General features: G+C 67.3%; 14 protein-coding genes. 3 read left to right on the plus strand and 11 right to left on the minus strand.

All coding sequences use genetic code 11. From position 1 onward, the window contains the following. Positions 1–1733, plus strand: a 1733-nt coding sequence (cobT, locus tag RT91_RS09945) for a cobaltochelatase subunit CobT (protein WP_035187084.1), incomplete at its 5' end; no start/stop codon positions are given. Positions 1734–1749: 16 nt separating this feature from the next. On the opposite strand, the gene RT91_RS09950 is transcribed toward cobT, so the two are convergent. The 8 genes from RT91_RS09950 to RT91_RS09985 form a co-directional block, all read right to left on the minus strand. Then, a complete protein-coding gene (locus RT91_RS09950) occupies positions 1750–2778 on the minus strand; it encodes a peptidoglycan -binding protein (RefSeq protein WP_007422760.1) in 1029 nt (342 codons plus the stop codon). A 3-nt stretch (positions 2779–2781) separates the two neighbouring features. After that, a complete protein-coding gene (locus RT91_RS09955; RefSeq protein ID WP_007422761.1) occupies positions 2782–3915 on the minus strand; it encodes a hypothetical protein in 1134 nt (377 codons plus the stop codon). A 13-nt stretch (positions 3916–3928) separates the two neighbouring features. Then, complete coding sequence (locus RT91_RS09960) at positions 3929–4564, minus strand: hypothetical protein (RefSeq protein WP_240314258.1); 636 nt, start codon at positions 4562–4564, stop codon at positions 3929–3931. 38 nt (positions 4565–4602) lie between these two features. Then, on the minus strand, positions 4603–5430 hold the full coding sequence (locus RT91_RS09965; protein WP_011942432.1) for an inositol monophosphatase family protein: 828 nt from the start codon (positions 5428–5430) through the stop codon (positions 4603–4605). A 54-nt stretch (positions 5431–5484) separates the two neighbouring features. Further along, positions 5485–6051, minus strand: coding sequence for an elongation factor P (gene efp / locus RT91_RS09970; protein ID WP_007423006.1), 567 nt, complete (start codon positions 6049–6051; stop codon positions 5485–5487). Between the two features lie 36 nt (positions 6052–6087). Next, a complete protein-coding gene (locus RT91_RS09975) occupies positions 6088–6639 on the minus strand; it encodes a DUF6362 family protein (protein ID WP_007423007.1) in 552 nt (183 codons plus the stop codon). Then, positions 6636–6953, minus strand: a complete 318-nt coding sequence (locus RT91_RS09980; RefSeq protein ID WP_007423008.1) for a hypothetical protein — start codon at positions 6951–6953, stop codon at positions 6636–6638. Before RT91_RS09980 ends, RT91_RS09975 begins: the two co-directional genes overlap by 4 nt. Positions 6954–7110: 157 nt before the next feature. Then, positions 7111–7476: a hypothetical protein gene (locus RT91_RS09985; protein WP_035187087.1), complete on the minus strand. Its 366-nt coding sequence runs from the start codon at positions 7474–7476 to the stop codon at positions 7111–7113. Positions 7477–7689: 213 nt separating this feature from the next. Between RT91_RS09985 and RT91_RS09990 the strand changes: the two genes are divergently transcribed. After that, complete coding sequence (locus RT91_RS09990; protein ID WP_011942430.1) at positions 7690–8454, plus strand: sulfite exporter TauE/SafE family protein; 765 nt, start codon at positions 7690–7692, stop codon at positions 8452–8454. On the opposite strand, the gene RT91_RS09995 is transcribed toward RT91_RS09990, so the two are convergent. Continuing rightward, on the minus strand, positions 8436–9428 hold the full coding sequence (locus tag RT91_RS09995) for a DMT family transporter (protein ID WP_011942429.1): 993 nt from the start codon (positions 9426–9428) through the stop codon (positions 8436–8438). The two genes, RT91_RS09990 and RT91_RS09995, sit on opposite strands and share 19 nt — an antisense overlap. A 107-nt stretch (positions 9429–9535) precedes the next feature. On the opposite strand from RT91_RS09995, the gene metH reads away from it, so the two are divergent. Next, positions 9536–13021 carry a methionine synthase gene (metH, locus tag RT91_RS10000; RefSeq protein ID WP_082468574.1) on the plus strand — a complete coding sequence of 1162 codons (3486 nt, stop codon included), beginning with the start codon at positions 9536–9538 and terminating at the stop codon, positions 13019–13021. Positions 13022–13122: 101 nt separating this feature from the next. Here metH and RT91_RS20525 read toward each other — a convergent pair whose 3' ends face one another. Further along, the gene (locus tag RT91_RS20525; RefSeq protein ID WP_082468575.1) at positions 13123–14394 is read right to left on the minus strand and encodes an AIPR family protein; all 1272 of its coding nucleotides are present in this window, start codon (positions 14392–14394) and stop codon (positions 13123–13125) included. Continuing rightward, positions 14327–14883 (minus strand): transposase (locus RT91_RS10005; protein WP_035187068.1); only part of this gene is annotated, 557 nt, incomplete at its 5' end. The genes RT91_RS20525 and RT91_RS10005, both read right to left, overlap by 68 nt.

Consider the following 14883-nt stretch of genomic DNA (forward strand, 5'->3'; position numbering starts at 1 on the left):
TGCCGGCGCCGACGCGCGCCCTGCCGCCGGCCGAGGTCGCCAGGCTGCGCGGCATCGCCGATGCGATGGCGCTGCGCCTGCGCCATCACGACGACGCCATCCACGCCGCCCGCGCCCCCGTCGCCCGCGACGCCCGCGATGCCTACGACGCGCTGGAACAGGCCCGCGTCGAGATCGTCGGCGCCGCCCACATGCAGGGTGTCGCCGCCAATCTCCAGCGCAAGCTGAACGAGGACGCCGAGGCCGAGGGGCTCGACCGGATGAGCCGCGCCGAGCAGCTCTCCACCGCCCAGGCGCTCGGCCTGCTCGCCCGCGAGCGCATGGACCCGGCCTCGATCCCCGCCGCCGCCCGCCACATCCTCGATCTCTGGCGCGAGACCCTGACCGGCGATGCCGACCGGGCGCTGGACGATCTCGCCGCCGAGCGCGCCGACCAGGACGCCTTCGCCCGCGCCGCCCGCCGCCTGCTCGCGGTGATGGACCTCGCCGAGGCCGAAGCCGAGTCCGAGGAGGGCGAGGACAGCGAGGAACAGGGCGAGCAGGGCGAACAGTCCCTCTCGCAGGACAATTCCGGCGAGGGCGAGACCCAGACCCGCGAGGACGACCAGGACCTGCTCTCCGAGGCCCCCGACTCCCTCGAATCCGAAGCCTCCGACGCCGAGGCCGACGAGGAGACCGACGACGATTCCGCCGCCGCGCCGGACGAGGCGCCCGCCGGCCCGCAGCAGCGCCGCAAGCCGGTGGAAGATGAAACCGGTGCCGCCTACCACGCCTATACCCGCGCCTTCGACGAGGAAATCGGCGCCGAGCAGCTCTGCGATCCCGAGGAACTCGCCCGCCTGCGCCAGCAGCTCGACCAGCAGCTCCAGCATCTGCACGGCGTGGTCTCCAAGCTCGCCAACCGGCTGCAGCGCCGCCTGCTCGCCCAGCAGCAGCGCGCCTGGGATTTCGACCTGGAGGAAGGCCTGCTCGATGTCGGCCGCCTCGCCCGCGTCGTCGCCGACCCGCTGCTGCCGCTCTCCTTCAAGCGCGAGCGCGAGATGGAATTCCGCGACACGGTGGTGACCCTGCTGATCGACAATTCCGGCTCGATGCGCGGCCGGCCGATCTCGGTCGCCGCCATGTGCAGCGACATCCTGGCCCGCACGCTGGAGCGCTGCGCGGTGAAGGTGGAAATCCTCGGCTTCACCACCCGCGCCTGGAAGGGCGGGCAGAGCCGCGAGAAATGGGTGGCGGACGGCAAGCCGCGCAATCCCGGCCGGCTGAACGACCTCCGCCACATCGTCTACAAGGGGGCGGACGAACCCTGGCGCCGCGCCCGCCGCAATCTCGGCCTGATGCTGCGCGAGGGGCTGCTCAAGGAAAACATCGACGGCGAGGCCCTGGCCTGGGCCTATCGCCGCCTCTGCACCCGCCCCGAGCACCGCCGCATCCTGATGGTCATCTCCGATGGCGCGCCGGTCGACGATTCCACCCTCTCGGTCAACCAGGGCAGCTATCTCGAACGCCATCTGCGCGACGTGATCCGCGACATCGAAAGCCGCGACTTCGTCGAGCTGGTCGCCATCGGCATCGGCCACGACGTCACGCGCTACTACCGCCGCGCCGTCACCCTGGTCGATGCCGAGGAACTCGGCGGCACGATGATGAAGAAACTCGCCGAACTCTTCGACCAGGACGCCGCCGAAAGCTGGGCCCGCGCCGCCGCCCTCCGCGCCCCGCTGGTCGCCTGAGGGCAGCGCCCGCGCCTCAATCCGCCGAGGTGAGCCGGAACTCGATCCGCCGGTTCTGCGCGAGGTCCTGCGGCGTATTGCCCGTGGCGATCGGGTGATCCGCGCCGAACCCGGCCGCCACCACCCGGTTCTTCGGCACCCCGTCCGCGATCAGCAGGTGCAGCACCGAAAGCGCGCGCGCCGCCGAGAGGTCGAAATTGTCCTTGTACGGCCCGCCGGTGATCGCCTCCTTGTCGGCATAGCCGGTGACGCTCAGCACCCAGTTGATCTTGTCCGGAATCTTCGGCGCGATCGCCTCGATCGCCTGCGCCACCTTCGCGATCTCCGCCTTGCCCTTGGCCGAGAGCCGTGCCGAGTCGGAGGGGAACAGCACCGCGCTCTCGAACACGAAGCGGTCGCCCACCACCTTGATGTCCTTCTGGTCCGCCAGCGCCTTGCGCAGCACGCCGAAGAACTCGCTGCGATACTGCTCCAGCGACTGCACCTTGCGCGCCAGCGCCTCGTTCAGCCGCTGGCCGAGATCGGCGATCTGCACGTGCTCTTCCTGGTCCTTCTTCTGCGCCGCATCGAGCGCTGCGGCGATCGTCGCGAGCTGCAGCCGCAGCGCCGCGATCTGCTGGTTGAGCAGGCTGACCGTCTGCAGCTCCTGCGCGTTCAGCTTCACCTGGCCGGCGAGTTTCCCGCCCGCCGCCGTCACGGCGGCGCCGAGCGTCGCGGTCTTCGCCGTGAGCGCCGCGTTCGCCGCCATCAGCGCGGCCTCGCGCGTCTTCGCCGCCTTCATCAGCGAGGCCATGCTGGCGAGTTCGTCCTGCAGCGAGGCGGTCTTCGATTTCTGCAGCGCCAGCACGTGCGAGAGCTGGGCGATCTCGCTGCGCAGCGCGGTGATCGTCTTGTTCCGCCCCGACAGCGCCACCGACAGGAACGCCTCCGCCAGCACGAAGACGAGCAGCACGAAGATCGTCACCATCAGCAGGGTCGACAGCGCGTCGACATAGCCCGGCCAGATCTCCAGCCCGTTGTTGCGGCCGCGGATCGTGCGCGCCATGGCTCAGCCCTTCGCCTCGTCGAACCGCGCGGCGACGGTCCGGGTCAGCACGTTGAGGTCGTGGCGCAGATCGGCGAGCCCCTGCACCCGCCCCTGTTCCGCCTCGGCGATCATCCGCGCGATCAGCAGTTCGATGTTGCGCAGATGCGCCCGCGCGATCTCGCTGCCGTTGCGCTCGTCGCTGCGTTCGGCGAGGCGGGTGAGGGCGGCCAGCCCTTCGCCCACCCGCAGCATCACCCGCTGCGAGTTCTGGATCGATTCCGCCAGCACGTTCATCCGCTCGCTCATCTCCGCGATCGTCCGCGTGGCGTCGTGCCGGCTCTCCTCGCTGCGCGCCAGCAGTCGTTGCAGCGCCTCGACATTCTCGGTGTTCTGCTCCAGCAGCGCCTGCGCATAGGCCGGCAGCCCGCCCTCGCCATCCGCGGCCACCGCCCCCGAGGACACCCGCGTCAGCCCGGCGAGCCACTCCTCCAGCTCGTTGAAGAAGCGCGTCATCGCCTGTCCCGCCGTCAGGTCGAGGAAGCCGAGGATCAGCGCGCCCGAAAGCCCGAACATCGAGGAGGAGAACGCCGTGCCCATCCCCGCCAGCGGCCCGGCGAGCCCGGCCTTGAGCTGGGCGAACATCCCGTTCACGTCCCCGCCCGCGAGGTTCATCGCCGCGATCACCGCGGCCACCGCGTGCACCGTCTTCAGCAGCCCCCAGAACGTCCCGAGCAGGCCGAGGAAGATCATCACCCCGGTCACGTAGCGCGAGGTCTCGCGGCTTTCGTCGAGCCGGCTGGCGATGCCATCCAGCATGGTCCGCATGCTCGCGACCGACAGCGTCACCCGCCGCCCGTCCTCGTGCCGCCCGCCGAACATCCGCGCCATCGGCAGCAGCAGCCGCGGTTTCGGCCCATGCTCGATCGAGGCGCGCGAGCGCTGGAACCGCTCCACCCAGTCCACTTCCGGGCTCAGCCGCATCACCTGCCGCAGGTTCCAGAAGATGCCGAACACCTCCACCACCGCGATCACCGAGTTCACCACCGGGTTGGCGAGGAAGAACTTCTCCAGCGTCGGCGCGAGGAAGGCGGCCAGCCCGTAGACCAGGACCAGGAACACCAGCATGCGGATCAGGTAGCTGTTCGGTCGGGTCATCGGGGCTCCTGCCTCAGGGAAGGGTGCTCAGCGTCACGCGGTCGTCCGGCGCGCCCGGCGGATTGCCCAGCGCCTGCACGATGATCCGCTCTGCCGGAATCCCGGCCTTCAGCAGCATATGGCGCACCGCCATCCCCCGCCGCAGCGCCAGCCGCCGCGCGATGGAGGGATCGTCGGCCACCCCCGGCGCGGTCGCGCGCACCAGGAAGCGCAGCCCGCGCGGCCGGGGCGCGGCGAGAAACCGCTTCACCGCCGCCTCGCCCCGCGGTCCCGGCGCCGCGCTGGTGCCGGACATCACGATGGCGACGGGCGCGGGCGGCTTCGGCGCCGCCGGCTGCGGTTTGGGTGCCGGCTTCGGCGCCGGATGGGGCAGGGCGGGCCGCGCCGCGGCGATCACCGGCGCGGGGGGCGGCGGCAGCGGCAGGCGCGACACGGCGCGATGCGGCGCCGGCCGCCGGACGATCGCCGGCTTCGGCACCGCCCGCCGTTCGGGCGCCGGCGCCGCGGGCTTCGCCGCCGGCGCGGGCCCGCCGAGCTGCCGCAGCGCCTGCGGGTTGACGACAACCTGCGCCGGCGCCGGATGAATGAGGATGAACGCGGCCGCCATGCACGCCGCGAGGAAGCCGCAATGTCGCATCGCGTGCGACACTAGCGCATGTCTCCCATGCCGCTCAATGGCGGCCCGGATCAGGTTTTCGCGGTCTCCAGCGCCGAGCCCACCAGCTCGCGCAGCCGCGGGTGGATATGCGGGTTGCCGGCGACGATGTCGCCGCTCAGCGCATCGCCCCCATCCGGCGCGGTGGCGTAGCCGCCCGCCTCGCGCACCATCAGCGCGCCGGCGGCGACATCCCACAGATGGGTGCCGAGTTCCCAGTAGCCGTCATACCGCCCCGCCGCCGTCCAGGCGAGGTCGAGCGAGGCCGAGCCCATCCGCCGCACGCCCGCCGTCTCCGGCATCAGCGCGCCGAGCACGCGGGCGAAGGCGAGGCGGTTGCGCGGCGCGGTCCTGGCGAAGGGAATCCCCGTCGCGAACAGCGCGCTCGACCAGTCCCGCCGCGACGACACCCGCAGCCGCCGGTCGTTGAGATAGGCGCCCGCGCCCTTTTCGGCCCAGAACAGCTCGTCGAGCGCCGGCGCCATCACCATGCCGGCGACGATCTCGCTGCCGCCCTCCGGCAGCCGCTTCTCCAGCGCGATCGAGATCGCCCAGTTCGGGATCGCGTGCAGGAAATTGGTCGTCCCGTCGAGCGGATCGACGATCCACCGCCACGCCCAGTTCTCCGAGCCATGCGCCCCGCTTTCCTCCATCAGGAAGGCGTAGCCGGGCCGGGCGCGTTCCAGCTCCTCGCGGATCGTCTGCTCGGCGCGCATGTCCGCCTGGCTGACGAAGTCGGACGGCCCCTTCACCGAGACCTGGAGATGCTCGACCTCGTTGAAATCGCGGACCAGCCGTCGCGCGGCCTTCTGGGCCGCGGCGACCATGATGGTCATGTGCGCGGAACGGCGGGGGGTCATGGCTCGATACTCCGGAAAACGGTCCGGCGCGGCGCCCGTGCGCCGCGCCCGGCCTCAGCCCTTGGCCCGCTCGACGTAGGTCGAATCCTCGGTGCGGACGACGATGCGCTCGCCCGCCTCGATGAAGGGCGGCACCATCACCTTCACCCCGTTCGACAGCTTCGCCGGCTTGTAGGAGGAGGAGGCGGTCTGCCCCTTCACCACCGGATCGGCCTCGACGATCTCCAGGGTCACCGTCGCCGGCAGGTGGATGCCCACCGGGTCGCCTTCCACCAGGTCGACGATCACCGCCATGTTGTCCTGCAGGAACGGCGCCTGATCGCCGAGCAGCTCGGCCGGCACCAGGAACTGCTCGAAGGTCTCGCCGTCCATCAGCACCAGGTTGTCGCCGTCGGTGTAGGAATAGGTGTAGTCGCGGTTGTCCGTCATCAGCCGCTCGACCGTGTCGGCGGTGCGCCAGCGCTCGTTGGTCTTGTTCCCGGTCTTGAGGTCGCGCATCTCCACCTGGATGAACGCGCCCCCCTTGCCCGGGGTGATGATCTGCTGCTTGAGCACCGTCCAGCGGCGACCGTCATGCTCGATCACCTGGCCGGCGCGGATCAGATTCGCCTGCTGCTTCATGAATTCACACTCGAACTGCGATAAGGATGCGGCGGCTTAACGCGATGCGCGGCTTTCGGCAAGTTTGCGCTCCGCCGCCACCAGGGCCGCGAGCACGATGCCGAGCCCCTCGCGATGCCACCGCTGCACCGATTTGTGGTCCGCCCCCAGCACGCCGCCGAGCCTGCGCCAGGGAAACAGGTGCCGCCCGGTCAGCGGATGGGTCAGCGCCCGCGCGCCGAGAATCCGCCGCAGCACGAACCGCTCCTCGGGGATCGCGGCGAGCCAGCCGAGCGCCTCGTCCATGCGGTCGATCTCCGCACCCGAGGGGTGCGGCGGGCGGATGCGCGAGGCCTCCCAGCCATAGGCGTCGAGCGCGCTGCGCACCACCTCGTAGCGGGTGATCCTGAGGTGCGGCGAATAGCCCCGCTCCGGCAGCGCCAGCAGGCACGACCCCGCCGCCTCCAGCCTTGATGCGATCGCGCCGATCGGGTCCGCCGCCCCGCTCACCGCCGGGCAGGGGCCGATCTCCACCCGCCGCTCCACCCCGGCGGCGCCGATCCCCGAGCCGAGCACCTCGCCCGCCCGGCGCGCCCGCACCGCGCTCATCGCTCATCCTCCCGCCCGGGGGCGGCGAGGGGGACGAACGCCGTGCCCTCCAGAATCGTCCCGCGCGTCAGCAGCCCCCAGGAGCGCGGATGCCCGGCCGGCAGCGGCGGGCGGTTCGGATCGTCCTCCGGCGGCGGCTTCGGCCGCGCCGCCTGGCTCGGCCCGCCGGCGGCGCAGAGCCGCCGCCCGCGCTCGATGATCGTGTTGCGCGACAGGCCGAGCACGGCGGCAATCGCCGCCCAGGTCGCCCCGTCCACCCGCATGCGGCGGATCGTCTCGTCGGCGGCGTCGGTCCAGATGCGGCGTTCGGGCATCGCTCATCTCCTCGTTGATGAGCGGATTTGTTAGTTCAGCCGGTTAGTGATGTCAATAAAACTAACAACAAGAATCGCGCGGCCGCAACCGGGCCTGTCGGCGGATCGCCAGCATCACCAAGCCGAATGTTCAGTCAATCATCTGAAAGAATTGAAGTTATCCGCCGTCCCGCGCCGCGGCTTCGCCCGCGGCAGGAGCGAAAAAAAATCGCGCCCGCAGCAGCACATCGCCCGCGACCGCCGCCCGCACCGCCGCCTCGCCGTTAGTATCGCCGACAATCACCACATCGCCGGACCCGTCCTCGGTGCCCCGCGCGCGGTCGAGAAACAGCCGCGTCAGCGCCGCCGCCACCGCGCCGCGCGGCACGCAGCACGAACACCCGATCCCATGCCCGAACCGCCGCACCTCCTCCGCCCGGAACGCGCCCACGACCCGCGCGCCGGAAGGCGGCGCGAACCCCTCCTGCACCAGCACCGCATCCCCCGGCGCCACCGCCCCGCCAAACCTGATTCCGATCCGCATTTTTGCTCCTTCTTCTTGCTCCGGCCGGCGCCGCGAAATCCCCGCCCCGCGAAATCCCACCATGGCGCGACGTGGCGATCGGCCGCCGCCGCCGCAAGCCCGGCCGCCTTGCCAGCAACACGGGCCGGACGATACGTTGCCGCTGCCGTGTTGTCCGCAGGAGTTCGCCTCATCGCCCGCCCGCCCGTCTTCCCGTCCGGCCGGATCTGACCGGTGCTGGTCCCGCTCGCGCCGCCCCTGCTCGCCGCCGCCGCCCTCGCCGCCTTCGCCGCCGGCTTCGTCAAGGGCTTCGCCGGTTTCGGCTTCGCCGTCGTCTTCACGCCGCTGCTCTCGCTGATCTCCGACGATCCGCGCCATGTCGTGTTCGCCGCCCTCGTGCTCGGCACGCTGATGAGCCTCGGCGTGATCGCCGAACTCCGCCACGCCATCACCCGGGACCGCGCGCTGCCCGTCCTTCTCGGCACCGCGCTCGGCACGCCGGCGGGCATCGCGCTGCTCGGCCTGGTCGCCCGCCCGGCGCTGAAATTCGTCATTGCCGGGCTTGCGGTCGGCGTCACCATCCTCCGCCTCGCCCGCGTGCGGGTCCGGCTCGGCGGCGGCGCCGGCCCGCTCGCCGCCGGCGCCCTGCTCGGCGGCCTGCTGAACGGCTGCACCAGCATGGGCGGGCCGGTCCCGGCCATGGTCGTCGCCTGGCAGGGCCGCGCCGTCGCCGACAGCCGCGCCATCCTCGTGATGTTCAATCTGCTGAGCTACGTCCTCGCGATCGCCGTCGCCCTCGCCGGCGGCATCGCCCGCCCGCACTGGCTGCTCTCCGGCCTCTGGCTCGCCCCGGCCGCCGCCCTCGGCACCTTCGCCGGCATCCGCGCCGTCCGCCGCATCCCGCCTTCCGTGTTCGGGCATGTCATCACCGCGGTCGTCGGCCTCGCCGGCCTCGCCGGCCTGGCCTCGGCGCTGCGGCTCTATCTGTCGATCGGGTAGGGTACCGCATCCGCTCCGGGCGGATCGGCGACCGCCCCACCGCCGCGCCGGCCCGGCGCCGCCGTCACCACCAGCCCGGCGATCACCAGCGCCGCCCCCGCCCATCCCGCCGGCTTCAGCCGCTCGCCGACGACGAGCACCGCCAGCACCGCCGCCACCACCGGCTCGACCAGCGTGATCGTCGTCGCCACACTCACCGGAATCCGCGCGAGCCCGACGCCGAAGCAGAGATAGCCGAGAAACATCGGCACCCCCGCCATGTAGATCCCCACCGCCGCATTGCCCCAGGAGTCGAGAAAGGCGCCGCCGGTCGCCGCCAGCACCGGCATCAGCAGCGCGCCGCCGATCCCGAACGTCGCCCCCATCGCCACCGCCGGGCGGATGCCGCGCAGCATCATCCCCCGCGCGGTCCAGGCGTAGAGCGCATAGGTGAGCCCGCCGACGAGGCCGAGCCCGATCCCGAGGACGCTTCCATCGCCCGCTTCCGCCCCCGGTTCCGAAAAGGCGAGCAGCGCCATGCCGGCAATCCCCGGCAGCGCCCCGGCGACCCAGCGCCCGCTCAGCCGGGTGCCGGCGAGCACGCGCTCGATCAGCGCCGAGAAGATCGGCGCCGAGCCGAGCGTCACCACCGTTCCCACCGCCACACCGGAGAGCCGCATCGAACTGTAGAAGGCGAGGGGGTAGAGCGCGACCGCGACGCCGCCCGCCGCCAGCAGCCCGCCATGCCGCGCCAGCGCCGGCAGGTCGCGCAGGATGCGGGGGGCGGCGAGCAGCGCCTGCAACAGCCCGCCGATCCCCATCGCCGCGGCGCCGATCGCCAGCGGCCCGACCGCGGGCGCGAACGTCGCCGCCGTGCCGGTCGTGCCCCAGACCAGCGAGGCGAACAGCACCGCCGCCACCCCGGTCGCGAACCGCCCGTCGCGCGCGCCCTCGTCGTCGCGCAAGCGCGCCCCCTCATCGCCACCCACCGTCATCCATATCCCTCCGCCGCCGCCGGTATACGCCCCGGCCCGCCCCGATCAATGCAGCCCGCCGCCGCCCCGCATTGGAAATGTGGCGCGCATCCTATATTCCCACCACCATGAGCAGACCCTCCCTCCTCGAAGCCCTCCGCCACCGCGTCCTCCTCTGCGACGGCGGCATGGGATCGCGCGTCCAGGCCCTCACCCTCGATACCGAGCGCGATTTCTGGGGCAAGGAAAACTGCACCGAGGTATTGAACCTCTCCCGCCCCGACCTCGTGCGCGAAATCCATCGCGGCTACTACGAAGCCGGCGCCGACATGGTGGAGACCAACAGCTTCGGCGGCTCGCCCATCACCCTCGCCGAGTTCGAGCTCGGCGACCGCGCCCGCGAGATCAACCGCATCGCCGCCGAACTCGCCCGCGAGGCCGCCGAAACCTTCGCCGACGGGCGCGACCGCTACGTGATCGGCAGCGTCGGCCCCGGCACCAAGCTGCCCACCCTCGGCAACATCGAATACGACCCGCTGGAAGCCGGCCTCGCCGAGCAGTGCCGCGGCCTGATCGAGGGCGGGGTCGACGCCATCCTGATCGAAACCTGCCAGGACACGCTGCAGATCAAGGCCGCCGTCAACGGCGCGAAGATCGCCCGCGCGGAGCAGAAACGCGACACGCCGATCTTCGTCCAGGTCACCGTCGAGACCACCGGCACCCTGCTCGTCGGGCAGGACATCGCCGCCGCCGCCACCGTGATCCAGGCGCTCGACGTGCCGCTGATCGGCCTGAACTGCGCCACCGGCCCGCAGGAAATGGCCGAGCACGTGCGCTACCTCGCGCAGAACTGGCCCGGCCTCATCTCGGTGCAGCCCAATGCCGGCCTGCCCGAGCTGGTCGATGGCAAGACCCATTACCCGCTCACGCCGGACGAACTCGCCACCTGGCTCGAACGCTTCATCCGCGAGGACGGCATCAACCTCATCGGCGGCTGCTGCGGCACCTCCACCCCGCATATCGCCGCCCTCGACGCCATGCTCCGCCGCCGCGGCGAAGTCCGCCCCGCGCCCGTCCCGCGCAAGCCGGTCTGGATCCCCTCGGTCGCCAGCCTCTACGGCTCCACCCCGCTGCGCCAGGAGAACGCCTATTTCTCCATCGGCGAGCGCTGCAACGCCAACGGCTCGAAGAAATGGCGCGAGCTGCAGGAGCGGCACGACTGGGACGGCTGCATCGCCATGGGCCGCGAACAGGTCGCCGAGGCCTCCAACGCGCTCGACATCTGCACCGCCTTCGTCGGCCGCGACGAACTCGGCGAAATGTCCGAAATCATCACCCGCTTCACCTCGTCGGTGAACGCCCCGCTGGTGATCGACTCCACCGAAACCCCCGTCATCGAGGCCGCCCTCAAGCTCCACGGCGGCAAGCCCATCATCAACTCGATCAACTTCGAGGATGGCGAGCACATCGCCGAGGAGCGCATGCTCCTCGCCCGCAAGTTCGGCGCCGCCGTCATCGCCCTCACCATCGACGAGACCGGCATGGCCAAGGAGCCGGCGCAGAAGCTCGAAATCGCCACCCGCCTGGTCGATTTCGCCTGCCGCAAGCACGGCCTCCCGCAATCCGACCTGCTGATCGACCCGCTCACCTTCACCATCGCCACCGGCAACGAGGACGACCGCAAGCTCGGCCTCTGGACCCTCGAAGGCATCAAACTGATCCGCGATGCCTTCCCCGACATCCAGATCATCCTCGGCCTGTCCAACATCTCCTTCGGCCTCAACCCCGCCGCCCGCGCGGTGCTGAACTCCGTCTTCCTCGACCACGCGGTGAAGGCCGGCATGACCGGCGCCATCGTCCACGTCTCCAAGATCCGCCCCCTGCACCTCATCCCGCCCGAGGAAGTGCGGGTCATGGAAGACCTCATCTTCGACCGCCGCCGCGAGGACTACGACCCCCTCCAGCGCGTCCTCGAAATGTTCGCCGACCGCAAGGCCGCCGACGCGGTGAAGAAGGCCAGGGCCGACACCGTCGAGGGCCGCCTGCGCGACCGCATCGTCGATGGCGACCGCAAGGGCCTCGCCGACGATCTCGACGAGGCGATGAAATCCCACCCCCCGCTCGACATCATCAACAACCTCCTGCTCGACGGCATGAAAACCGTGGGCGAGCTCTTCGGCGCCGGCAAGATGCAGCTCCCCTTCGTCCTGCAATCCGCCGAAACCATGAAGGCCGCCGTCGCCTACCTCGAACCCTACATGGAGCGCGTCGAGGGCCAGCAGAAAGGCACCATCGTCCTCGCCACCGTGAAGGGCGACGTGCACGACATCGGCAAGAACCTCGTCGACATCATCCTCACCAACAACGGCTACCGCGTCGTCAATCTCGGCATCAAGGTCCCCCTGGCCGACATGGTCGCCGCCGCCCGGGAACACCGCGCCCACGCCATCGGCATGTCCGGCCTCCTCGTCAAATCCACCGTCGTCATGCGCGAAAACCTCGAGGAAATGTCCCGCCAGGGGCTCGACATTCCCGTCCTCCTCGGCGGCGCCGCGCTCACCCGCAACTATGTCGAGGAAGACTGCGTCGCCGCCTACGCCTCCGGCCGCGTCGCCTACGCGCGCGACGCCTTCGACGGCCTCCACCTGATGGACCGCGTCACCGGCAACGGCTTCGACGATTACCTCGCCGCCCTCCAGTCCAAGCGCCGCGGCAAGGCCCGCAACACCAAACGCACCCTCGGCCAGGCCGACGCCCGCGGCTTCGCTCCGGTCGACATCTCCGCCGCCCAGGCCCGCCGCCGCCGCCTCACCCGCGAAACCCCGGTCCCCACCCCGCCCTTCTGGGGCGCAAGGATCATCGAGGCCCCGCAGAAAGCCCTCGTCCCCTACATCAACGAACGCTCCCTCTTCCAGTTCCAGTGGGGCTTCCGCAAACAGGGCAAGTCATTGGAAGACTTCATGGGCTGGGCCCGCCAGGAACTCCGCCCCGTCATGAAGCGCATGCTCGACCTCTGCGCCGCCGACTCCATCCTCAAGCCCCAGGCCATCTACGGCTACTGGAAAGCCGCCGGCCAGGGCAACGACCTCATCCTCTTCGCCGAGGACGGCGCCACCGAACTCGCCCGCTTCACCCTCCCGCGCCAGCCCCGCGACGACGGCGAATGCATCGCCGACTTCTTCCGCGACGTGGACGACGCCGAACGCGACGTCATCGGCCTGCAAGTCGTCACCATGGGCGAAAAAGCCTCCGAAACCGCCCGCGCCTGGTTCGAGGAAAACCGCTACCAGGACTACCTCTACCTCCACGGTCTCTCCGTCGAAATGGCCGAGGCGATGGCCGAATACACCCACAAACGCATCCGCGCCGAACTCGGCTTTGCCGCCGAGGACGACCGCGACATGGAAAAAATGCTCGCCCAGTCCTACCGCGGCTCACGCTACTCCTTCGGCTACCCCGCCTGCCCGAACCTCGAGGACCAAATTCTTCTCCTCCGCCTCCTCGACGCCGAACGCATCGGCGTGTCGCTCTCGGACGAACACCAGCTCCACCCCGAACAATCCACCAGCGCCATCGTCGTTTTGAACCCCCACGCGAAGTATTTCTCCGTGTGAGGGGTTCGGAAGGGAAGGGGAGCAAAAGAGCTTCTTTTTGAAAAAAGAAGCAAAAACTTTTGCCCCTAGACATAGCCTTTCTAATCTATGCGAATTCTTATCTATTTGTTCAAAAGTTTATCTCGAAAAGCAGTAGAAAAACTTTCAGATCTAATTGCGTCTCGAATTTTTTCCTGCCCATTTATGCCTAATTCATGGATTCGGCTTTCTATGATTTGAACAATACGATCAACTTGTGATTTTAATTTTGTCTCATTCCTGCATAAATTTATTATCGATTGTGAAAGTGTAGAAACCTCACTTTTCTTCATCAAAAATACAGAATTTCCCATAGTCATTTCGATTCCAATCCCAGATAATATATAGTACCTATAGGTCTTAAAGCGATTGTCTATTTTCTGGTTTCGCCAAAGAAACTCAAGTCTATAGTAAAGAAATGCTACGGCATGGTAAATTCTTACATCATGATTTTCGAGAAATAATTTTTTTTCATATTCAGATAGTATACCTCTGTAATCACGTGCAGCGCGCTGAGGTTGAAAGAGAAGACAAGCCGCAACGGCCTTCATCAGAACAGAAGGTTGCATAATCCGAGTTCGTTCAATTGATTGATTCCGAAATTGATTGTCTCTTCGTTCAAGATAAATTATGAGCTCAGGATCTAAATTTCGACAATACTCTTCAAGACTTTTCATAAATGGACGAAGTGCCCAGAACTGGTCGTCTCGAACTGAATTTTGTTGATTCGTGCCAATTATAATTGACGAAACAAATTGATCATCCTTTGATCCAATAAGTCTGAATGGAACGTGAATGATTTCGGAAAGTTTTGAACTGCGTTTTGATTCAGAGTTAATATCTCCATATACAAGTTCAAATATGATATTACTTGTTTGGCACCCATTAACAATTTGAAAATCTTCGAGTCTGAATTTATCTGCTGTTCGGTCAATATTTTTTGAAACGACCGTTATACCATTGTTTCGAAATACAAAATCATTTCCATTGCCGTCGATAACGCTTTGTTTAATGAATTTATTGATTTTAGAATTTGGATCATAATCTCTTATGTTATCAAAAAATACAGATTTATTTATACTTATTGTTTTTCCATTCTCGTCATTAATGCAAAATAACTTAAGCAAGTTTGTTGCGTTTATATATCCAATATATGCTTCTTCTACATGAGCATTAGAGGGCATAACTACATTGCGCGGAAATTCAATCTCAACCTCTGCGGCGCTAGTGGCGGCTCTATACCATTGTTGCAAATCTCTTGCGCCGACCATTTCAATTTGTATCTGCTCAACCCGGTAGGGGGGCGATGGGCAGTGATGCTCCGGTGACGGCGTTTTTGATAGCGGTGTAGGCATCAAGGCCGTGCCGCGCGGCGGTCCCGACGACGGATCGGACGTTGGCGAAGAAATCGGCGCCCCAGTTGGATCGGAACCCTCCGGTGACCTTGCGATATGTCGCGGTAGGCCGGAGTTCGCGCTCGGAGCCGTTGTTGTCCGCGGCGATATCCGGGTGGTCGAGGAAGGTGAAGAGATGATCACGAACCTTGCCGTATCGTCGGCGCAATCGTCTGCCGTGGTGGTTGATCGGGGCGAGCGCCATGACGGCGTCGAGATCATGGTCGAGGCGCCGCCGCCAGGCGCGTCTTGTAGCGTCCGCGAGCGTGCGATGGCGCCGCGCCAGCACGACGGCGCGGAGCAGCAGGGCCTTCATTCTGGGTGCGAAGATCGTATCACCCGCCTCGATCGCGAATTTGCAGTCCCGGAGTTGGTGGGCGAGGCAAATCTGCCAGTCATCGGCATGACCGCGCTGGGCGCCATAGAGATCGGAGATCCAGATAGCGGGGC

This window comes from Acidiphilium sp. JA12-A1, from assembly GCF_000724705.2.
GTDB classification, from domain to species: Bacteria; Pseudomonadota; Alphaproteobacteria; order Acetobacterales; family Acetobacteraceae; genus Acidiphilium; species Acidiphilium multivorum.